The sequence below is a fragment of the Clostridium thermosuccinogenes genome, from assembly GCF_002896855.1.
In the GTDB taxonomy this organism is placed as follows: domain Bacteria; phylum Bacillota; class Clostridia; order Acetivibrionales; family DSM-5807; genus Pseudoclostridium; species Pseudoclostridium thermosuccinogenes.
In genome coordinates this window covers 1303655-1325873 of record NZ_CP021850.1, presented here as the reverse complement: position 1 = coordinate 1325873, position 22219 = coordinate 1303655, and the positions used below count along the sequence as shown (strand labels likewise).

The 22219-nt window shown below is 42.1% G+C and carries 18 protein-coding genes; 3 read left to right on the top strand and 15 right to left on the bottom strand.

Annotated elements, in window-relative coordinates; all coding sequences use genetic code 11:
• Positions 1–35 precede the first annotated feature (35 nt).
• The 15 genes from CDO33_RS05725 to CDO33_RS05655 all read right to left on the bottom strand — a co-directional run bounded on the left by CDO33_RS05725 (position 36) and on the right by CDO33_RS05655 (position 19040).
• The gene (locus tag CDO33_RS05725) at positions 36–3548 is read right to left on the bottom strand and encodes a DNA polymerase III subunit alpha (protein WP_103080179.1); all 3513 of its coding nucleotides are present in this window, start codon (positions 3546–3548) and stop codon (positions 36–38) included.
• 151 nt (positions 3549–3699) lie between these two features.
• Complete coding sequence (locus CDO33_RS05720; protein WP_103080178.1) at positions 3700–4764, bottom strand: HD-GYP domain-containing protein; 1065 nt, start codon at positions 4762–4764, stop codon at positions 3700–3702.
• A 267-nt stretch (positions 4765–5031) separates the two neighbouring features.
• Entirely contained in the window at positions 5032–6771 is a 1740-nt protein-coding gene (locus CDO33_RS05715; RefSeq protein ID WP_103080177.1) for a phospho-sugar mutase, read from the bottom strand.
• A 457-nt stretch (positions 6772–7228) separates the two neighbouring features.
• Entirely contained in the window at positions 7229–8707 is a 1479-nt protein-coding gene (spoIVA, locus tag CDO33_RS05710) for a stage IV sporulation protein A (RefSeq protein WP_103080176.1), read from the bottom strand.
• 125 nt (positions 8708–8832) lie between these two features.
• Positions 8833–9714 (bottom strand): YegS/Rv2252/BmrU family lipid kinase, encoded by an 882-nt coding sequence (locus CDO33_RS05705; protein WP_103080175.1) that lies wholly within the window; start codon positions 9712–9714, stop codon positions 8833–8835.
• Between the two features lie 169 nt (positions 9715–9883).
• A complete protein-coding gene (locus CDO33_RS05700) occupies positions 9884–10891 on the bottom strand; it encodes an NAD(P)H-dependent glycerol-3-phosphate dehydrogenase (protein WP_103080174.1) in 1008 nt (335 codons plus the stop codon).
• A gap of 315 nt (positions 10892–11206) precedes the next feature.
• Positions 11207–11812 carry a glycerol-3-phosphate 1-O-acyltransferase PlsY gene (gene plsY / locus CDO33_RS05695; RefSeq protein ID WP_103080173.1) on the bottom strand — a complete coding sequence of 202 codons (606 nt, stop codon included), beginning with the start codon at positions 11810–11812 and terminating at the stop codon, positions 11207–11209.
• A gap of 9 nt (positions 11813–11821) precedes the next feature.
• Positions 11822–13144: a ribosome biogenesis GTPase Der gene (der, locus tag CDO33_RS05690; RefSeq protein WP_103080271.1), complete on the bottom strand. Its 1323-nt coding sequence runs from the start codon at positions 13142–13144 to the stop codon at positions 11822–11824.
• A gap of 19 nt (positions 13145–13163) precedes the next feature.
• On the bottom strand, positions 13164–14516 hold the full coding sequence (locus tag CDO33_RS05685; protein WP_422678793.1) for a DUF512 domain-containing protein: 1353 nt from the start codon (positions 14514–14516) through the stop codon (positions 13164–13166).
• A 226-nt stretch (positions 14517–14742) separates the two neighbouring features.
• Positions 14743–14916, bottom strand: coding sequence for a 50S ribosomal protein L32 (gene rpmF / locus CDO33_RS05680; protein ID WP_103080172.1), 174 nt, complete (start codon positions 14914–14916; stop codon positions 14743–14745).
• A gap of 32 nt (positions 14917–14948) precedes the next feature.
• Complete coding sequence (locus tag CDO33_RS05675) at positions 14949–15452, bottom strand: YceD family protein (RefSeq protein WP_103080171.1); 504 nt, start codon at positions 15450–15452, stop codon at positions 14949–14951.
• Positions 15453–15548: 96 nt separating this feature from the next.
• Entirely contained in the window at positions 15549–16745 is a 1197-nt protein-coding gene (locus CDO33_RS05670) for an acetate/propionate family kinase (RefSeq protein ID WP_103080170.1), read from the bottom strand.
• 25 nt (positions 16746–16770) lie between these two features.
• Positions 16771–17763: a phosphate acetyltransferase gene (gene pta / locus CDO33_RS05665; protein WP_103080169.1), complete on the bottom strand. Its 993-nt coding sequence runs from the start codon at positions 17761–17763 to the stop codon at positions 16771–16773.
• Between the two features lie 217 nt (positions 17764–17980).
• A complete protein-coding gene (locus CDO33_RS05660; RefSeq protein WP_103080168.1) occupies positions 17981–18550 on the bottom strand; it encodes a hypothetical protein in 570 nt (189 codons plus the stop codon).
• A 193-nt stretch (positions 18551–18743) separates the two neighbouring features.
• Positions 18744–19040 (bottom strand): hypothetical protein, encoded by a 297-nt coding sequence (locus tag CDO33_RS05655; protein WP_103080167.1) that lies wholly within the window; start codon positions 19038–19040, stop codon positions 18744–18746.
• Positions 19041–19319: 279 nt separating this feature from the next.
• Here CDO33_RS05655 and CDO33_RS20770 point away from each other — a divergent pair, with 279 nt between their 5' ends.
• The 3 genes from CDO33_RS20770 to CDO33_RS05635 all read left to right on the top strand — a co-directional run bounded on the left by CDO33_RS20770 (position 19320) and on the right by CDO33_RS05635 (position 21993).
• The gene (locus CDO33_RS20770) at positions 19320–20354 is read left to right on the top strand and encodes a hypothetical protein (RefSeq protein WP_161496430.1); all 1035 of its coding nucleotides are present in this window, start codon (positions 19320–19322) and stop codon (positions 20352–20354) included.
• Between the two features lie 549 nt (positions 20355–20903).
• Complete coding sequence (locus CDO33_RS05640) at positions 20904–21872, top strand: hypothetical protein (RefSeq protein WP_133158674.1); 969 nt, start codon at positions 20904–20906, stop codon at positions 21870–21872.
• 1 nt (position 21873) lies between these two features.
• On the top strand, positions 21874–21993 hold the full coding sequence (locus CDO33_RS05635) for an AgrD family cyclic lactone autoinducer peptide (RefSeq protein ID WP_103080163.1): 120 nt from the start codon (positions 21874–21876) through the stop codon (positions 21991–21993).
• The last annotated feature ends 226 nt before the right edge of the window (positions 21994–22219 follow it).

Genomic DNA, 22219 nt, shown 5'->3' with positions numbered 1-22219 from the left:
CAATATTTAATTTGGTAACAGAGGATTTTGCCCCTTTAAACAACCTTTACATTCTCCTCTCCAAAACGAAGCTTCAATTCTGATAAAAGGCTTTGATTCAAGTTAACCCAAAATTCCCTGCCCAGAACCTTTGCCTTTTTATCTCCCTCTTTATACATACAAACAGGAGTATTTCCATTAAAGTACTTCAACATGCACATTGTTGATCTCATCACTTTGTCGTCCGGATCTCTGTTGTACCTTATATAAAGCTTCCTGAATGCCGTTTTTACAAGAGGTCTGACTTCGTCGCAGATAATTTTGGGAGCTTCCTCTTCTTTTACGCTTATTCTGCCATGCACTAATACTATATTTTCCTCCTTGAGAAGAGACGCGTATCTTTCCAGAACAGCGGGAAAAACAATTATCTCCATGGAGCCGTAATTGTCTTCCAGAGTCACAAAAGCCATGATATTATTATTTTTTGTAGTTTTTGTCTTCTTGCCGGTTATTATTCCGCCAACAATTACCGGCATACCGTCCGTTATATTTCTTATATCGGTCATACCAAATTCGACTTCGTCTCCCGGCATATTTTCATTCAAATCCGAGCTGTAAAGCGTAACCTGCGCTTTGATTTCGTTTTCATATTCGCTTAAAGGATGACCGGAAATGTAAAGGCCCAGCATCTCCTTCTCCATTGACAGGAGCATTTTTTGGGGATATTCTTTAATATCCGGATAATCCTCCTGCGCCACCAGCATGGCTTCCATTTCTCCGGAGAGCTCAAAAAGGGACAATTGGCCGTCTGTATTCCTTTTTTTGTCCTGCTGTATACCGTCCAGCATTTTTTCATATACGGCCATAAGCTGGGATCTATATACCTTCATCGAGTCAAAGGCTCCGCACTTGATAAGGCTTTCGACGCACCTTTTATTTACATCCTTTCCGTCCACCCTTTCGCAGAAATCCCTGAAGGTTTTGAAGCAGCCTTTCCTTTCCCTTTCCTCAATTATAGCCTTAACAGCGCTTTCTCCTACATTTTTGACTGCTGCCAGCCCAAACCGTATTTTTCCGTCGGCAACCGTAAACCTCACATTGCTCTCATTTATGTCGGGAGGCAGTACATCAATATTCATTGTCTTGCATTCATAAACATACTGGGATACCTTTTCACTGCTTCCAAGAAAACTGTTGAGCAGCGCTGCCATGAATTCCACCGGATAATAATATTTCAGCCAAGCCGTCTGATAAGCCACCACCGCATAGGCAGCTGCATGGGACTTGTTGAAAGCGTAGCTGGCAAAATCCATCATTTCATCAAATATCTTGTTGGCAGTTTTTTCATCCACCCCGTTCCTCAAGGCTCCCTTTACAAGCACATTCCCTTTTTCATCGGTTATACCGTAAATGAAATTCTGCCTTTCCTGCTCCATGACGCTGTGCTTTTTCTTTGCCATTGCCCTTCTTACCAGGTCCGACCTGCCCATGGAATATCCTGCAAGGTCCCGGACAATTTGCATAACCTGCTCCTGATAGATCATGCATCCATAGGTCACATTAAGGATATTTTCCAGCAAAGGATGATCATATTTTATATTGGAAGGATCTCTTTTATTCTGTATATACCTGGGTATCTGATCCATCGGCCCGGGACGGTACAGGGAGATACCCGCGATTATATCCTCCAGGGATGATGGCTGGAGTTCCTTCATGAACTGGGTCATCCCGCCGCTTTCCAACTGGAATACCCCGGCGGTCTTTCCCTCCCCAATCATTTTAAACACTTTAGGGTCATCCATTTTCAGCCTGCTTATGTCAATTTCCTTGCCATGGTTCTTCCTGATGAGCTCCAAGGCATCTCTTATCACTGTAAGCGTCCTGAGACCAAGAAAATCCATTTTCAAAAGCCCCAGCTCCTCAAGGGTGCCCATGGGGAATTGGGTTGTCACGTTGCCTTCGTTTTTCTGCAAAGGCACATAATTGACTATCGGCTCTTTCGATATCACCACTCCTGCGGCGTGGGTCGACGCGTGCCGCGGCATTCCTTCCAGCTGTTTTGCGGTATCAATCAGTTCCCCTATTACCGCATCGTTTTCATACCGGTTTCTCAGTTCCGGATTGATTTCCAAGGCTTTGTCTATGGTCATGCCGATCTGGAAGGGTACCATCTTGGCAATGCTGTCCACTTCATTATAGGGTATGTTCAGGGCACGGCCCACATCCCTGATGGCTCCCCGGGCTGCCATGGTACCAAAGGTGATTATTTGCGACACCCTGTCCTCCCCGTATTTTTTCACGACGTAATCTATAACTTCGGACCTTCTCTCATAGCAAAAGTCCACGTCTATATCCGGCATGCTTATTCTTTCCGGATTTAAGAACCTTTCAAAAAGCAGATTGTATTTTATAGGATCTATGCTTGTGATTCCAAGGCAGTAAGCGACTATGCTCCCTGCTCCGGAGCCTCTGCCCGGTCCCACCATGATGCCGTTATCCTTGGCATATTTGATAAAATCCCAGACTATCAAGAAGTAGTCCACATATCCCATCTGCTTTATAACAGAAAGCTCATATTCAAGCCTCTCCACATTCTGATCCTTTTTCTCCCCATAAAGGCGCTCCAGACCTTCATAGCACAGCTCCCTCAGATATTCATAAGGATCTTTACCGTTTGGCACATTATATTCCGGCATATGCCGCTGGTCAAATTCCAGCTCCACATTGCATCTTTCAGCAACCTTCAGCGTATTATCCACCGCTTCCGGTATGTTTTTAAACAGCTGCCTCATTTCTTCAGCGGATTTGACATATACCTCATCGGTGGAAAACCTCATCCTGTCCTCATCGTCCATGCTCTTTCCCGTCTGTATGCACAGCAGTATTTCATGGGCTTTGGCGTCTTCCCGTCTTAAATAATGGGCATCGTTTGTCGCTATGAGAGGTATGCCGGTTTCCCTGCTTAATTTAATCAGCTTCTGGTTGACAAGATTCTGTTCCTCTATGCCGTTTATCTGCAGCTCAAGATAAAAATTATCCTGACCGAATATTTCATTAAATTTCAAAGCTATTTCTTTTGCCTTTTCATACTCATTCCGTATAAGCGCTTTCGGTATATCTCCCGACAGGCAAGCGCTCAAGGCTATAAGCCCCTCACTGTACTTTTCCAGGATTTCCATATCAACTCGAGGTTTATAGTAAAACCCTTCAGTGAAGCCTATGGAAACGATCTTCATGAGGTTTTTATAGCCTACCGTATTTTTAGCCAGCAGCACCAGGTGTCCCGGGTCCGAATCTATATTGGGCTGCTTGTCGAATCTGCTCTTTCTTGCAGTGTATATTTCACATCCGAGTATCGGCTTTATTCCGTTTTTTACAGCTTCCTTATAAAAATCCACAACGCCATACATCACACCGTGATCCGTTATAGCCATGCTCTTCATGCCCAATTCCACCGCGCGGCTTATAAGTTCCTTTATCCTGTTGGCTCCGTCCAGCAGGCTGTATTCGGTATGCACATGCAGATGGACAAAATCACCGGATGTATTGACGTTTTCAGAATTATTCATTATACAACATCCTCCAGATTACTACTTCTTTTTCTTTAATTATACCATTACATAGCGTTTTTACTCAAAAAAAGATGCATCAAGTGCATCTTTTTGTACCTTTCTCTTTGGCTTTATTATATTTGATTCATTATGTATCAGGCTTGTCAGTCTATAGTTCGCAAACCCCTTCAATCAGCACGTTGGATTTCTTGGTCAGGTCGATTTTATAGTTTCTTTTGAGCTTAATTCCCTTCCTGTTGTATATGATCTTCACAACGGGCCTTGTGGGCATAACCTTGTTAGCATTGGCCACCAGCCCCCGCTCTCCGGTATTTAATATAACGCCTGTCCCCACTTGATACAGCGGCAGGCAGCCCACAAAGTTATTCACTATATCCCGGTCGAAATAGTTTGTGCTGAAATCTGTAATATACTCTATAACTTCATTAAGCTTCATCTTTTTCCTGTAAACGCGGTCCGTGCTCAAAGCATCAAAAACATCGGCTACTGCAACGATTCTCGCACATTCGTGTATGTTGTTGCGCTTAATATGGAGTGGATACCCGCTTCCGTCATACCTCTCATGGTGTCCGATGGCGATAAATGCCGAAATCATGCTGATATCCTTGTTTTCTTTGAGGATTTTATATCCATAAATGGTATGCTTCTTTATCTCTTCGAACTCCTCATCTGTAAGTTTTGCCGGCTTTTTCAGAATGCTTTCGGGTATTCTCAGTTTACCGACATCATGGAGGATTGCCCCCACCCCAAGGTCTTCCAGTCTGCGCAGGTTATAGCCAATGCCTATACCCATAACCAAGGAAAGCAGGCAGACATTCAATGAATGCTCAAAAGTATATTCATCAAGGAATTTCATATTGGCCAGGCATGTGATTATGTCTTCGCTTCCGAGCATTTCGTCCATGATTTTGCAAATTGTGTCCTTCACCTTGGGATTATTTACCGGAGGAACTAAAGAGCGGCTTTCCAAGTGCTGTTCCATAAGCATTTTGGCTTGTTTTTGCGTATCCTCGCAGTAAGCCCTGGGCAGGTTAATAAAGCAGGAATTATCATCTTCTATATATACGTCATTTATATTGTTTTCGTAAAGTATATTTAAATGGTCTTCATTAACTACGGTGCCTACCGGAAGCAGTTTCCTTCCCTCATGGCTAAAAACCGACTTGGCAAGTTTATCCCCTGCTTTTAAGCTATCAAAAGGCAATCTGTGCATTTTTTTCCTCCGCAATTATAATATGACAAATGACTGTTTTTTAAGTTAAAATTCCCTGCATATTACACTTCAACCTACCTAAACAATGCACCGAATGAATGTTATATTCGACAGCCGTTTAATAAATCCTGCATAAAAATGCAAAATACTGACTATTTACCCTATTAGTCATGGAATGCTACCTTCTTTTGTCCTAAAAAACATAGTCTTTCAGGCCTATAATATTGAAAAGGGATGAGAAGACATAATCCCTCACCCCTTTTTATATTAGTACAACATTTCCTTCACAACGGATAATACGCTATCCTGTAATTCATTTAACTTTTTCTCAGATAATTCCAAGCTGCTTTCTGATACGCCATAATATATCTTGATTTTCGGCTCTGTTCCCGACGGTCTTATACAGAACCATGAACCATCCGAAATTTCATAATACAAAACATCGGATTGGGGAAGAGAAAGCCTTTCTTTACGATTATTGGCGATATCGTACCTGTAACCTTCCTGATAATCCCTTATGGCCTTTGCCTCAAAATTGCCGAACTTTGAAATTTCCTCAGTTCTGAGTTTATTCATTGTATATTTTATCTTTTCCAGTCCACTCTTACCCTCCAATGTAAAGGTAGTCAATCCTTCCAGGGAATATCCGTACTTTTCGAAAATCTCCTGGAGCCCTTCATAGAGGGACATGTTCCGGGACTTATAATATGCTGCCATCTCCGCGATGAGCATCGATGCCACAACCGCATCCTTGTCCCTTGCAAAGGTACCGGCCAGATATCCATAGCTTTCTTCAAAACCAAACAGGTATTTTTTGTCGCCTTGTTCATCCAGCAGCTTTATCTGCTCTCCGATGAATTTAAAGCCAGTCAGCACTTCCACCAGTTCCACATTGTAGTTATCTGCTATCTTTCTGGCCAGTTCTGTGGTAACAATGGTTTTTACCACAAAACCATTGGGCGGAAGCTCTCCTTTTGCTTTTTTCTGGGACAGTATATACTCCAGGAGCAGGCATCCTGTCTGGTTTCCGGTGAGCACCACATACTCACCCACGGCGTTTCTGACCACCACGCCGACCCTGTCGCAATCCGGGTCAGTACCTATAATCAGGTCGACATTCTCCTTTTTGGCCAGCTCAATTGCCAGGGCAAAAGCAGCCTTTTCCTCCGGATTGGGAGACTTTACAGTCGAAAAATCCGGATCCGGAAGCTCCTGTTCCTTTACCACCAGCACATTCTTAAATCCGGTTTCGTTTAAAATCCTGCGGACAGGTTTATTTCCGGTTCCATGAAGCGGCGTATAAATTATTCTGAAATCTTTGCCGACTTCCTTCACTATTTCCGGATTGATGGAAAGAGTCTTCAGCTTTGAGATATATGAGTCATCCACTTGACTGCCTATTATCTCAATCAAGCCTTTTTCCAGCGCTTCATCCTTTTCCATGAAAGTGACCTTGGTTATGTCTTCAATGCTGTCGATCTCTTTCAGCACGGCATTGGAGCCTTCCAACGGAAGCTGCCCGCCGTCCTCCCCATAAACCTTGTATCCGTTATACTGCTTGGGGTTATGGCTCGCTGTTATCACAATACCTGCCGAAGCTTTAAGTTCTCTGACGGCAAAGGATAATTCCGGTGTGGGCCTTAGCTCGTCAAAAAGGTATGCTTTTATTCCGTTTCCGGCAAACACCTTAGCTGTCTCCAGGGCCAGCTCCGGTGATTTATGGCGGGAGTCGTAAGCTATAACTATACCTTTTTTCTTTGCTTCCTCACCTTTTTGGCTTATATAATTTGCCACACCCTGGGAAGCTTTTCTCACGGTATAGACATTGATCCTGTTGGTTCCGGCGCCTATTATCCCCCTGAGACCCCCGGTACCGAATTCCAGATCCTTATAAAACCTTTCTTCGATTTCCTTGGGGTTATCCTTTATCTCATCAAGTTCCCGCCGGGTCTCTTCATCAAAATACTCATTCTCCAGCCAGAACCTGAATTTTTCATATGCATCCATAGCAGTCCTCCTTTAGAGCATAAATATCTGGAAAATAGTATAGCACAATTATGCCAATAACGGAAGTAAAAGCATGGTATATTAATCTGCAGCATTTGAATTCTATATTGTGGATTTTTCCCTCTTTTTATACCTTTCCCCTGCTTTTTCGATTTCCTCAGCCCACCTGCTTTCAGCATCCCTTTAGCATAATAGTATATCTTTTGCCAGGCAGCTATTTTTTGCCCTTAAGTTACTCCCATTATTTTTCACTTCCCATGCTCTTTCGATTTTGGCACCCCTCAGGACTTCAGCACTCCTTTAGCTTAATAGCATACCTTCTCTTTATCAGCTTCTCTTTTTTATCAGTTATTCTTTTGAACGACATTTATTTTTTGCTTAGACGAAAATTCACTGTTTTGCAAAAAAAGAAGATGCCCCGCGTTTAACAGGCATCCTCATGTGGAAATATATCTTTTTACAATATAATACATATCAATCCGCCACTGCCTTCATTGATTATCCTCTGCAACGTCTCCTGGAGCTTTAGCTGTGCGTCCTCGGGCATTCTGAACAGCTTGTTCTGCAGTCCTTCGCCTACCAGCTCATACAGCGATTTTCCGAATATATTGGACTCCCATATCTTGCCCGGCTCACCTTCGAACTCTTTCAGAAGGTAGTTCACAAGCTCCTCCGATTGCTTCTCGGTTCCCACCAGCGGAGCGATTTCAGTCTCAATATCCGCCCGGATCATATGGATGGATGGCGCACTGGCTTTCAATTTAACTCCGAATCGGTTACCCTGCTTGATAATTTCCGGCTCTTCCAACGAAAGTTCGTCCATCTGAGGCATAACCATGCCATATCCTTTTACCCTGACCTCATGCAGCGCATATTCGACCCTTTCATACTCTTTCTTTATCCTTGCCAGATCCTTCAAAAGCCCTATGAGTCTATGGTCTCCATCCACCTCAAATCCTGTCTCTTCACTGAGTATGCGGTAGAACAGGCCATCCTCCGCGCTCAGTTCGACCAACACATTGCCTTCGCCTAAGTTTATTCTCTCTATGTAGGCTTTCTTTACAAACTCATATTCCCCAAGGTTTTGGACGCAGCCTTTTACCTCGCGTATTTTGGATATATTCCTCAGGCTCTCCCTTATGGAATCGATCAGATCGACTTTGAGCCAGTGGTCATCTTCCAGCGCCTCAATCCATCTGGGAATATTTATGCCTATCTCCGATACCGGGAATTCATAGAGCACTTTTTCCATTATCGTATTGATATCTTCCAGCCTCATTTGAGCACAGTTTACATTTATAACCGGAACGGAATATTTTGCTTCCAGCTCCTCCTTGAGCTTGAGGGTTTCAGGGTCCGACGGCCGCGTTGAGTTCAGCACTATTACGAAGGGCTTGTTGATTTCCTTCAGCTCGCTGACCACTCTTTTTTCAGCTTCAATATACTCTTCCCTGCTTATATCAGTAATTGAGCCGTCAGTCGTTATTACAAGGCCGATGGTTGAATGCTCATTGATCACCTTTTTGGTTCCGATCTCTGCCGCTTCCTCAAAAGGTATCTGGTGGTCATACCAAGGAGTTGATACCATCCTCGGCACATTGTTCTCCAAATATCCCAGCGCACCCTTTACAAGATAGCCAACGCAGTCAATCAAACGGACTTTCAGCTTCACATTTTCGTCGATGGTTATCTCCACTGCTTCATTGGGAACAAACTTAGGCTCGGTGGTCATTATTGTCCTTCCGGTTGCACTCTGAGGCAGTTCATCCTTTGCTCTTTCCTTTTGGTAAGTGTTTTCTATATTAGGGATTACCAGTAAATCCATAAATCTTTTAATAAAGGTCGATTTACCTGTTCTTACCGGCCCTACTACTCCTATGTATATGTCACCTTGAGTTCTTTCTGCGATCTGTTGATATATGTTGTAAGCTTCCACCCGCAACCCCCCTAATTTTGTTTGGATAGCCATTTAGGCCAATGTTGTACAACGCATTATTCATTATAAATATATGTTCGTCTTAAATTTATAGAACAAAAAATTAGGGGAGGTTTTCTTTAAGATTACCGTATAAATACTTTCAAAGCGCGCTGTATGAATTTCACCTCTATAGGAAGGCTGTCGCCCTTTTCACCATCCACGCTAAGGTTGATGCTGCTGCCGCCTTTTATGATGCATTTTCTGGCCCTAAGGCTTATAACATTTTTATTATTTATATGATTACCGCTTAACACATTGAAAAACACCGTCGCCATGTCCAGGTGGGAGCAGTTTTTCAGCATAATGATGTCCATTATGCCGTCGGAGTAGTCGGCTATCTCCAAAAGGTTGGTAAAGCCTGCCGCGTGTTTGCCGTTCAATATGATAAATAACAGAATTTCTTCTTCGAAGGATTGGGTTTCGGTTTCAATTTTTATGGGAAAAGATCGGATGTTTGTAACCTCACTGATGGCTTTAAGATAATACGCAAAGGTTCCGAAGTTTTTCTTTAGCTCATTGTGCGTATTAAAGGAAACGTCGACAAATATCCCTCCGGCACATGTGGTCAGAAAGTACTGCTTGTCGTTTATAAGGCCCACATCTACATCTATCGTATTTCCGCCCAGTATTACATCCATGCACTTATCGATTTCATGGGGCATGTTTATGCATCGGGCGAAATCATTGCTGGTGCCCGACGGTATCACCCCTACGGGAATCCTGATGTCGTTTTTCATAAGAGCATTGATGGAATAATTCAAAGTGCCGTCACCGCCGGAGACAACCGCACAAACATAATCCTCCTGTTTTAAGACGTCCTCCAGGATTTCCGTTTCGTTGCTGAAAATCCTGTAAGGCTGGAGAAGAATATTTTCGTTCTGGAAACGCTTGATTATGTAATCGAGATTTTTGTCAGCACTGTGATCCCCCGACATCGGGTTGTATATCAAAATTGCCTTTTTCATGGTCTCATCCTTTCACCCCTTTTATATGGCAGTGTCAGCCTGTGTTTTTTACAGGTTTATTATTCGGACAATACCCTACTCCCCGGGCAAGATTTATAGCGGAACAGGTTTTTAGATTGCCCGTCCGCTTGATTTTATTTGGTAAGGTAAAACCCCACCTTTTAGTATATCAAATAAGTTCTTCTATTTCATCCTTTTTTTCCCTCATCATCAGGTCTACCACCGCCTGCTTGGGATTCTTCCCGTTAAACAGGACTTCATTTGCTTCTCTAGTTATAGGCATATCGACATTATATTCCTGACCCAGCTCATAAGCAGGCTTTGCCGTAGCAACACCCTCTACTACCATCTTAACTTCATCCAGAGCCTCTTTTACTGATTTGCCCTGCCCGATGAGGATGCCTGCCCTTCTGTTTCTGCTGTGCATGCTGGTGCACGTTACAATGAGGTCCCCTATTCCGGTCAACCCTCCGAAGGTTTGAGGCCTTGCGCCCATCGCCGTCCCAAGCCTTGTGATTTCCGTTATACCCCTTGTCATGAGGGCAGCCTTGGTATTGTCACCAAAGCCCAGACCATCCGATATTCCGGCACAGAGGGCGATTACGTTTTTGAGAGCTCCCCCCAGCTCCACGCCTTTTACATCGGAATTGGTATAAACCCTGAATTTGGGTGACATGAATATGTTCTGAACGAGCTCCGCTGCCTCCCGGTTTTCGCTGGCTGCCACCACGGTAGTAGGTATATCCCTGGCTATCTCTTCCGCATGGCTGGGGCCTGACAGGGCAACCGGCAATGCCTGCGGTATTTCCTGCCTGATTATATCCGTAAGAAGCATGCGGGTACCTTCTTCAATTCCCTTGGAACAGGAAACCACTATCATGTTTTTCTTTATATATTTGGAAATATTCCGGGAATTCTGGCGTATAGTCTGGGAAGGAACCGCCAATACGGCAAGCTCTGCTCCGTCCAGCGCCTTCTCAAGATCGTCGGTGCAAATTACCCCTTCCGGCACAATAACCCCGGGAAGCCTGTGTATATGCTCCCTTGCCGTATTAATCATATCAGCTTCTTCTTTAAAAGGGGTCCACATCCTTACACTGTTTCCATTCTTGGATAACAGAATGGATATTGCCGTGCCCATGCTTCCTGCACCTATTATTGCAATGCTCTTTTTCATATGTAAATTCCACCTTTCAATTCATGCCAATGAGCATAGTGTTGATACGATACCAGTATCGCATTGTCATTCCGTAAATAATGACCTTAAGGCTCCTTCAATTTCCCTGGCGGCGCTTAAATCAACCTTTTGAAGCCGCAGGAACAAGATGGGTTGACTTATGAACCAATTTACCGCCCTTAGGGTGAAGCAAGCCTTCCAGTGATTTATCCACCTAAACAGCTCTAAATTTAAGTAGAATTATATTAATATGTACAAAATTGTACCATATTATGCTTAGATATACTAAAATGTATTAAATAAGCAGACTATATGCTAGCTGCTTTTTTTCACACCAAATTTCGACTCGGTGCCATTCAGGATTCTCGATATGTTTTTACGATGCCTTGCGATTGCTATCAAAGCGAGTATAAATGACACTACGACAAATTCAACGGATTTGTTGAAAATCAGGGCAAATACGGGAAGCAGCGCCGCACTGGTTATTGAACCCAGAGATATGTATCTCGATATGGCCACTATAATAATGAATATTCCCAGCAGTATCAAAGCTATCTTCCATTCCATCATCAATACGACGGCAAGGGTGGTGAGGATACCTTTACCCCCTTTGAACCCGAAAAACACAGGCCAGTTATGTCCCGCTACAGCAGCCATACCGCCTATGATAACTCCGGTATCGCCGGCCAAATACATTCCAATAAGGCATGCTATGAATCCCTTCAGCATGTCGCCTATAGTCGTAAATAATGCAGCCTTTTTGCCGAGAGTTCTAAGAGTGTTGGTCGCTCCTGCATTTCCGCTTCCATGCTTGCGCACATCAACACCGTAGAACTTTCCGACTATCAAGGAACTGTTCGCACTGCCAAGCAGATAACCGACAACACCCACAAAACACAGTTTCAACACCTCTGAGCCCATTTCTATGTATCACTCCTTACCTTTTTCCTTATGAATGAATCTGATGGGAGTACCCTCGAACCCAAAACTTTTTCTCAGTTGATTTTCCAGGTACCTGACATACGAATAATGCAAAAGCTCGGCATCGTTTACAAATATGATGAATGTAGGAGGTTTTACTCCAGCCTGGGTCATGTAATAGATTTTCAGCCTTCTTCCTTTGTCCGACGGAGGCTGCACAATGGCAATCGCTTCATTTACAAGGTCGTTAAGCATACCTGTGGATATTCTGAAGGCTGCCTGACCGGCAACATATTTTATCAAATCATACAGCTTGTGCACTCTCTGTCCGGTCTTTGCCGAAATAAAAATGACAGGAGCATAAGTCATAAAGCCAAGCTTTTCATACACTACCTTGCGGTATTCTTCCAGGGTACCTGTTTCCTTTTCAATGAGATCCCATTTATTTATTACTATTATCGATGCCTTTCCCTGCTCGTGGGCATATCCGGCTATTTTTGTGTCCTGCTCGGTAACGCCGTCCACCGCATCAATCATTATCAGGCAGACATCCGCCCTCTCGATGGCGGACCAGGAACGGATAGTGCTGTATCTTTCAATATTCTCCACTATCTTGCTTTTCTTTCTAAGCCCCGCCGTATCAATAAAGACAAATTTGTCTTCACCCTTTTCGACATAGGTGTCTATGGCGTCCCTGGTGGTTCCGGGGATATCGCTCACTATCACCCTGTTCTCGCCGAGGATGCTGTTAACCAAAGAGGATTTGCCCGCATTGGGCTTGCCTACCACGGCTACTTTTATGACATCTTCATCATAGTCTTCTTCCTTATCCTCAGGGAAATGCTTGTATATTTCATCCAGCAGATCCCCCATCCCCAGGCCATGTATCGAGGAAATGGGCATTACATCGCCTATGCCAAGATTATAGAACTCATACACCTCCGGAGGAGGTTCTCCAATCCTATCTACCTTATTTACGGCGAGAATGACAGGCTTCCTGGTCTTTCTGAGCAATGTAGCCACTTCTTTGTCGGCCGCTGTAAGACCATCCTTTACGTCCACCATAAAAAGTATGACATCGGCTGTCTCTATGGCAATTTCCGCCTGCCTTTTCATTTGCTGCATTATGATATCCTCTGAGTAAGGCTCGATACCTCCGGTATCAATAAGTGTGAATTTTCTGTCTCTCCATTCAGCCTCGGCATAAATTCTATCCCTGGTAACTCCAGGGGTATCTTCCACTATAGATATCCTTTTTCCGGTCACATAGTTAAAAAAAGTAGATTTTCCGACGTTTGGCCTTCCAACGATAGCCACTACCGGTTTAGCCAATCCATCCACCTCCGTAAAATCAATATATGTGATCTTTAACACCAATTATCGCATCTACAAAATCTCTGCCGTTGTTTTCCACCACCGTCACCTTTACTCCCAGCTTATCCTGCACCATGGCAACGGTATAGTCATCCAGGAATACATCTTCCCCGGCCTTCAGTGTACACCGGCATATAAGGAGCTCATCTCCTATATCCTTTCCGGAAAGCTGTGAAACAATATCCCTTCCGGTCAGCAATCCAGTTACTGTTACATTTTCTCCGAAAAACTCATTTTTTATATCAAATACTTTGATGTTCAAATTTTTGTATTCCTCTGCCAGAATGCCGGCCATTTCCGATATATGGCCGTAGGCAGAAACCCCCGTGACAATGCCGACATTCCTTTGAACCTGCGGTATACTGCTCGTATTTTCACCCTCGGGCGAGGATTTCAGTTCTTCAAAGCGTTCGTCAAATTCATGCCTGAATTGGGCGATCAGACCGACTCCGTTTTCGATTTGGGGAAAGTCTTCATATTCCTCATAATCCGGGATTCCAATCCCTGCCATGATATAAAACTCATCGGCAAGGTAAACTACCCTGGAGCCGTTTTTTTGAAGCAGCCTTTTTTGCCATGCTTCAACCTGGGAAACCACCTGTTTTGCCGATTCCCTGTCATAAGGTTTTAACGGATAAAGTCCTCCCCGGTATTTGGTTATGCCCACCGGCACAACCGAAATGCTGTTTATCCCCGGATACATGTCAGCCAGATCGGCTATGGTCCTGTCCAGTTCCGTGCCATCATTTATATCTCTACACAGAACAATCTGACAGTTGACGGTGATTCCTCCGTCAACAAGCTTTTTTATCCTTCCCATCAGATTGCCGGCAAACCTGTTTCGGAGCATGGCAACCCTCAGGTCCGGATTTGTAGTGTGCACCGATATGTTTATGGGCGACATATGATATCTGATTATCCTGTCTATGTCGTCATCCTTCATGTTGGTCAGCGTCACATAGTTTCCCATGAGGAACGAAAGTCTGGAATCATCATCCTTAAAATACAAAGTTTCCCTCATGCCTTTGGGAAGCTGGTCAATGAAGCAGAAAACACAATTATTGGTGCAGTTTTTAGGATCCATGGAAGATTCGAATTCTATTCCCAGATCCTCATATTCATCCTTCTCTATCTCAATTTCCCAGATTTCTCCATCAGGTTTTTTAATTTCCAACAGCAGGTCCTCGTTTGTTATAAAGAACCTGTAATCAAATATGTCGTTTACTTTCTGTCCGTTTATTGATATCAGGGCATCTCCCTGCTCGATACCTGCTTCCTCGGCGATACTTCCCGGAATAATGCTCTGTATCACCATAAAACTTTCTTTCAACCGATATGTTCCTCCTTCAGTAAATATACGGTGAAGTCGTGTTTCAAGCCAGTTTCGGCCGATGCCGACCGGCAGGGCAATTCGCATCGTCTCGCTTCCTTGCGCTTACGCGCACCGTCCCATGGATTTCCACTGCCCCTAACTTAAGTATCACCGATAAATTAATTCCAGTCAAGCAAAAAGCAGCAGTTTTCCATCTGCTGCTTTTTATGCGATAATATTCTGATTACACCTTAATAATCTCTTTACCGTCATAATAACCACATTCCTTGCAAACTCTGTGAGGTAGCTTGAAAGTATGGCATTTTGGACACCTTGCTAAACCGGGTACGGACAATTTCCACTGGGATCTTCTCTTACCGGTTCTTGCTTTTGACCATCTGCGCTTTGGATTTGCCATGATAACACCTCCCTACCGTATAACAACCACTTCTAATTATTAAAAAAGTTTTTCAAAACTTCCATTTGTGGATTAATGTACTCTTCCTTACAGCTGCATTCCTTTTCATTGAGATTCTCACCACATTTTGGGCACAATCCCTTGCAGTCGGATGTACAAACCTGCTTCATGGGTAAATTCAAAACTATATTGTCTTTTAGAGCTTTACCCAGATCAATATATTTACCTTCGTAGGTATACATTTCTCCATCCGTGTCTTTTGAGGCATCGACGAACTCCTCTTTTATGTCAAGCTTCATACGCCGGTCAATCTTTTTCAGACACCTGTAACATACAGCAGTATAGTCAGCTTCAAGACTTCCGTCCAGCTTTATAACACCGCTTACGTTTACCAGCTTCCCGTCGAACCTGATAGGGTCTGCAAATATTAAATCATCGTCTATGGATTTAATATCAAAATCTTCCTGAGAGCCTTCAAACTTGACATCTAAAGAAGCACCATCAAACTTTAAAATGTCAGATATATCAATTTTCATAATGTCACCTCATAAACCGACAAATGATATTATACTAACTAATAATACCATTGTCAAGGATATTTAAAACTGTACCCATTCTGTGCCGGGGTGAGATTATTTGCTCAATATAGCCACTGTTTCTTTTGCTATTGCCAACTCTTCGTTAGTAGGTATAACCAGAGTTCTGACTTTGGCGGAAGGTTTGCTTATATCCAATTCCTTTCCTTTTACCTGATTTTTCTCCAGGTCGATTTCTATACCCATGTACTCCAAACCGGCTACTGATTTTTCCCTTACCAGAGGATTGTTTTCTCCTATACCGGCAGTGAATACTACTGCATCTACGCCTCCCATAACAGCAGCATACTCACCTATATACTTCTTGACCCTGTAGCAGAATATCTCAATTGCCAGAGCCGCTCTTTCATTTCCTGCTTCTGCTGCAGCCTGTATATCCCTGAAGTCGCTGCTAACGCCGGAGATTCCAAGAACGCCGGACTGCTTGTTGAGATAATCATTAATATCTTTTATGGACATCTTCTCTTTATCCATCAAGTATGAAATAACCGCCGGGTCAATGGTTCCGCTTCTTGTTCCCATCGCCAGTCCGGCAAGAGGAGTAAAGCCCATGCTTGTGTCCATGGATTTTCCTCCACTAACCGCACATATGCTGGCACCATTGCCCAGGTGGCAGGTAATTATCTTTAGCTGCTCCAACGGTTTGCCCAGCATCTCAGCTGCTCTTTCCGATACATATTTGTGGGAAGTTCCATGAAAACCGTATTTTCTCACGCCATATTTTTCATAAACATCATAGGGCAGAGCATATAAATATGCATGCTTTGGCATTGTCTGATGGAAAGCCGTATCGAATACAGCCACCATAGGTGTATCGGGCAATATATTCTTACACGCTTCTATTCCGATAATGTTCGGCGGATTATGCAGCGGAGCAAGCTCAATGCAGTCCTTTAATGCCTGCATGACATTTTCGTCGATGAGCACCGAATAGTGGAATTTTTCTCCTCCATGTACTACGCGATGTCCCACCGCATCTATTTCCGACACATCCGATATAACTCCTATTTCTTTGTCCAGTAAAGCATTGATTACTTCTTTTATAGCAACCTTATGGTTAGGCAGGCTTACCTCATGTATAACGGGATCGCCACCTGATTTGGTGTGCTTCAGAATGGAACCCTCTATGCCTATCCTGTCACAAAGCCCTTTAGCCAAAACTTCCTTGCTGGATACATCAATGAGCTGATACTTCAAAGATGAACTACCGGCATTGATAACCAAAACTTTCATTTTTTTATCCCCCTTATAATTATGTTTATGAATTCTGTGCCTGCACTGCAGTTATCGCTACAACTCCGACTATATCTTCCGCGCTACAGCCTCTGGAAAGGTCATTTACAGGTTTTGCCAAGCCTTGAGTTATTGGTCCGTAAGCCTCTGCTTTTGCAAGCCTTTGAGTAAGCTTGTACGCTATGTTACCACAGTTGAGGTCCGGGAATACCAATACATTTGCTTCTCCCGCAACATTGCTTCCCGGAGCTTTGGATTTTCCAACAGATGGAACAAGAGCGGCATCTGCCTGAAGCTCTCCGTCAATTATAAGATCAGGAGCCTTTTCCTTTGCAAGTCTGGTAGCCTCGATAACTTTTTCCGTCAACTCGCTTTTCGCGCTTCCATAAGTGGAGTAGGACAGCATGGCAACCTTAGGCTGGGCTTGTACAAGACTTCTGAAAGATTTAGCCGATGCAATCGCTATTTCAGAAAGCTCCTCTGCGTTGGGGTTCTCCACCAATCCGCTGTCGGCATATACAAATATTCCGTTATGTCCATATTCACAATCCGGGACAACCATAACAAAAAAGGCCGAAACAAGTTTTGTCCCAGGCGCTGTCTTAAGAATTTGCAGTGCTGGTCTCAAAGTATCTGCAGTGGAGTGCACGGCTCCGGAAACCATTCCATCTGCATCGCCTTTCTTTACCATCATAACTCCCCAGTAGAGCTCGTCCTTCATAATTTCCCTGGCCTTTTCCAAAGTCATTCCCTTGGCTTTTCTAAGCTCATAGAAGGAGTTTACATAGTCCTCAAATTTATCAGATTTAAGAGGATCCACTATCTTCGCCTTTGAAATATCAAGATCCCCTGCAAGCTGTTTAATCTCATCTTCATTTCCGACAAGCACAATATCTGCTATTCCCTGCTGCTGTACCATAGCTGCTGCTTTCAACGTTCTGATGTCCTTGCTTTCAGGAAGCACTATTGTCTTTTTATTTTCTTTTGCTCTCTTGCTGATTTGTTCCAAGAAATTCATTTTTTTGTTCCTTTCATATATACAATATAGTCGTTATGTAAAAAAATATAGCTATGACCAGGTACTAATATCTGCTTATATCAAGCATTTCCCGTCCAGTACCATTATAATCAAACTGTTCTTTGTATACAAGATTTAACATAAAAAAACTTACCTAAATATATATTATGTAATATATATTATGCAAAAGATAACTACTATTTATTTATATAGGAAGCTATTCAATTTTGCATTTAACCTCTGCCAGAGGTTTTCCGCTCCTGTCTTTGAAAATGAAGATGAGATTTCCCCTGGATGAAAGAGAAGACTTTTTTATTCTGACAACATCTGCAGGCATAAATGTATATCGATAATCTCCGAAAGAGCTGAAAGACTCTTCAGGGATGATCATACCTACCTTTATTTCAACAGAATTACCCCTTTGGGCAATGTCTTCGACTTTTATACCGTATTCAGGCGAATTAACCACTCCCAAGGAGCAAAAAAGGAGTATGTATTCGTCAAAATCGGTCCCATCTATCGATGCATCTGTATTTATTCCTTTATTTTTCAACCGAAGCAGGTCATCCTCATTAGTAATCACCTCAAACAAAAGGTCCTTCGGCAAAGTATCCAAGGACCTTTTAGTACCGGACATATCTCTAGACTTATCTGAAAATCTGCCCTCATAAGCAGAATACCATTCAAAATCTATATTGTATACCTGGCTTATGGCTGCCAGGGAATATGCCGAATATAATACCATTACAGAAGTTATCACCAGTAAAATCAAATGTGCCTTTTTCATTATCCATCTCCGTCCATTTCAAGCCATGCTAAAATACCGTTGTTATTATAACACAGCAACGGCCTAATTGTAAATGTTTTCCACCCAATTGTATGAGCTGCCTTATGCAATTTTGTCCAAAACAGCTTCATACAAAATTTATACGCATCGCTTCTGGGATTTAGACCTCGAAATGATGGCGCAGAGGATTATGCTAAACCTGTTCTTCGGAGTAAAAGAGAGAAAAAAGCCCCTTTACAATATCATTGTGGTTTTCATATGTTACCGGATGCACATCTCCTGAATCCAACTCTATGTACATTGTAATATTATATTTATCTTTATTATCCATAACTGTACATATTATATCTACCGCATCCAATGGCTTATTATATACATACATCCATCTACCCACGTCTTCATCCATATTAACCTGTTTTTCGTAATAACTTTCCAGGAATTTCTTTATCTCACCATTGCTTTTTGAACACAAATTAACTGTTATAGCCATTTTGTACCTCCGTGTGCTTATTTTGTCATTTGTTATGCTTATCGGCATACGTTTACATAATAACTATTTGACAAAAAGCTGCGAAATCCTTTATGTAATTATTTCATTGAATGTATAAGACAGTATTTTAGTATTTTTTATAGATTATATAGAAATAATATGTATAAAACGTGCCAAAGCATTCGGAATAAAAGGCGTTAATTGGAATTCAAGCGGAATTAAAGCACTATTATAGATTAAATTGGAACATTTGGTTTATGTAAATTAAGGAGGAATATTATGCTGCAAAACAAACACTCACTGCCGGATATCATTCGTAAAGCAATTTTGCCTGTTGTCCTTTCCCTATCCGTAGTTCTGCTTTCAGCCTGCGGAAGCAGTGGTGGCGATACAGCCACTCCTGAAAGGCAGTCAACAAGCCAGCAGCAGCAGTCGGAGAAAATTCCCGACCAGCTTAAAAGCATTGAAGAGAATATCGAAAAAATAATAAAAGAACTGGACGGTCCTGCCGTGGGTATAAAGGAGCAGAAAGAAGAAGGGATAAAGGAAGATGGAGGTCAAGAGATGGGACAAAAAAACCAGGAGCAGCAAGGCGGCCAGAAGGAAAAGGAACAAGGCGAGCAAAAGGACAAGGAGCAAAGTAGCGGCCAAGGAGGCTCACAGGGTGAAGGCCAAGGTACCCAGCAGGAGGAGACAATGAAGGAGGAACAGAAGCAGCCTCAAGCCCAAAAGGATCCTTGGCAGAAGATAACACCAATTATAAACGATCTTCATTACAAGTGGAACAGCTATATGCCCTCAGCTGCTAAAAAAGGCGCCAGCAACAAGCTGATAGACAGCTTCGGAACTTCCTTAAACAGCCTTACAAACACAATAATCGCAAAGAACAAAACCAACACCCTTATGGCAGCAAGCATGCTGTATGCAAATATACCGGACTTTTACTCTCTATATAGAACCAAGACTTCTCCGGAAATAAAAAGAGTTCGGTACTATGCAAGAAATGCCATGCTCAATTCAATGACAGCAAACTGGATACAGGCAAACAATGATATGGATAACCTCAAATCTTCCTGGTCACTGTTTAAGAACACCATATCCAAGGAACAGCAGGATTTGGCCAGCAAGCTCGATTTTTCGATAGTTGAACTGGAAAAGGCAATAAAAGAAAAAAACCAGCCCATCATAGACATTAAAGGAAGAATAACCCTGTCCAACGTAGATGAGATGGAAAAAGCGATGGATGAGGAAGACGGAGGAGGTTCTTCTGACGGCGGCTCCGAAAGCGGAGATTCAAAAGGTGAAGGCAGATAGAAGAGCGAAAGCGAATATGTCAGGCAGATGGCCTGAAATAAATATTAGATAATTTGCATTAACTCCACCTTATTATTTCGATAGACATGGAAAACAATTGCCGGAAGGCTCACTTCTCCCAAAGGCAGTAAATGGACTTAGAAATAGCCAAGCATATTACTGAAGCTTCAACAGGTGGATTTTAGCAGTGCCATGGGAAATTGAAGGAGCCTTAAAGCTATTGTTTTCCAGTTTAATATTACTGTTCTATGAGTTTTATTTTTTCCTTACCTGAACTCTTATCTATAGATTTCCTTGATAATGATCCTGTCTTTGTAAATATCTTCACATAATGAGGTTAGCATAAAAACTTACAGGCAACAAGCTGGATACATAAAAAAGAAAACCTCTTGCATGGTGATTTTATTTGCCATATATTTCAATACAGGAAGCCAAAAGATGATACTATAAAAAACAAATGTAATAATTTTGAAAAAAAGTGGTTTACAAACTGCGCAAAATGTTATAAAATGTTAGTAATGTAAAATGCTTGTTCGAGGTTGATATGTGATGTTCGGTGTGAATTGGAGTAATATAGTACGTATGCTGGCAAACATAGCCTTTGTCTCCATTCCTGAAGAGACATTTATTGTAATGTTTACTTTGGTTCTACTGAAACGGTTTGAGAATATTAAAGTGGACAGGCTGATGGAGGAAGAGATATCCGGATACAAAGAATACAGTAAAATTTTTCTGATGCAGGATATCAAAAAGGTGGCCTTCATGGTAATATTACCGGCTATTGTGACTAATATTCTACGTTTTTTTAAGATTGATTCCTCAATAATATTGCTATCATGTTATTTCTGTGTTGCCTTAAGTTTGTTATTCCTTTACAGAAGCCATTTTAAGACCCGAAGCGCATTAAAAGTGTTTCTGTGTACAGCCTGTAGCTTGCTTATCTTTATGTTAATTGAGTTTTCATATGTTCCCCTTCTTCTGTCCATAGCCGGAAAGAGTGTTGCCGACCTCAACAATGATATATGGTTGAACTTCCTGTGCTCCCTACCGGAAAGGGCAGTTGAATATTCCCTTCTGGCATATGTGCTTATGAAAAAAGCTTCCTTTTCCCAGTTGCGGCTTGCAAACATCATATTCAACAATAGATTTATGACTGTGTCTTTCTGTTTGTTTATCGGTATAAATTTCTTCTTCCTTCTTATAATGGGTAAAATAATCATATTTGATCAAGCCTTGAGTAGTCTTGGCATTTTTAACCAGGTTTTTATTGTCGTCTTAATAATGATATTCCCTATATTTAACATAGCGGCATTTATATTAATCATATACCATATTTTCAATAAAGAAGAGCATGTCAGGTATAAGATTCAGGAAAATATAGAGAGCTATGTTTACGATATTAAAATATTTACAGAAAACGGAAAGTATTCAAAAGCGAATGAGCTTATCAACGAAATGGAAGCGGACATTCTTAAACTTTACGATATATCAAAAAATTGTATAAAGGAGGGCACTTAAGATGAAAAAATTATTGTCATTAGCAGGCGCTTTACTCGCACTGTTAGCTGTTACTGTAAGCAGCACGGCATCTGCTTGGGTCTTCTACCAGCCTGTCACTCCAAAATGCTTAAGGAAGTAGTACATATGTATTAATTCACTGATAAAAACCATCCTCTTTGTGGATGGTTTTTATCATATATGCCACATTTAGGCAATTTTCTATGTTAAATGCGCCAGTGTGGATAACCATTAAATAAGGTAAGCTGCAAATAAATGTAATAATTTTGAAAAAAGTTCTTTTCAAATTGTATAAAATGTTATATAATGTAATTGATGTAAAATGCTTGTTTGAGGTTGATATATGA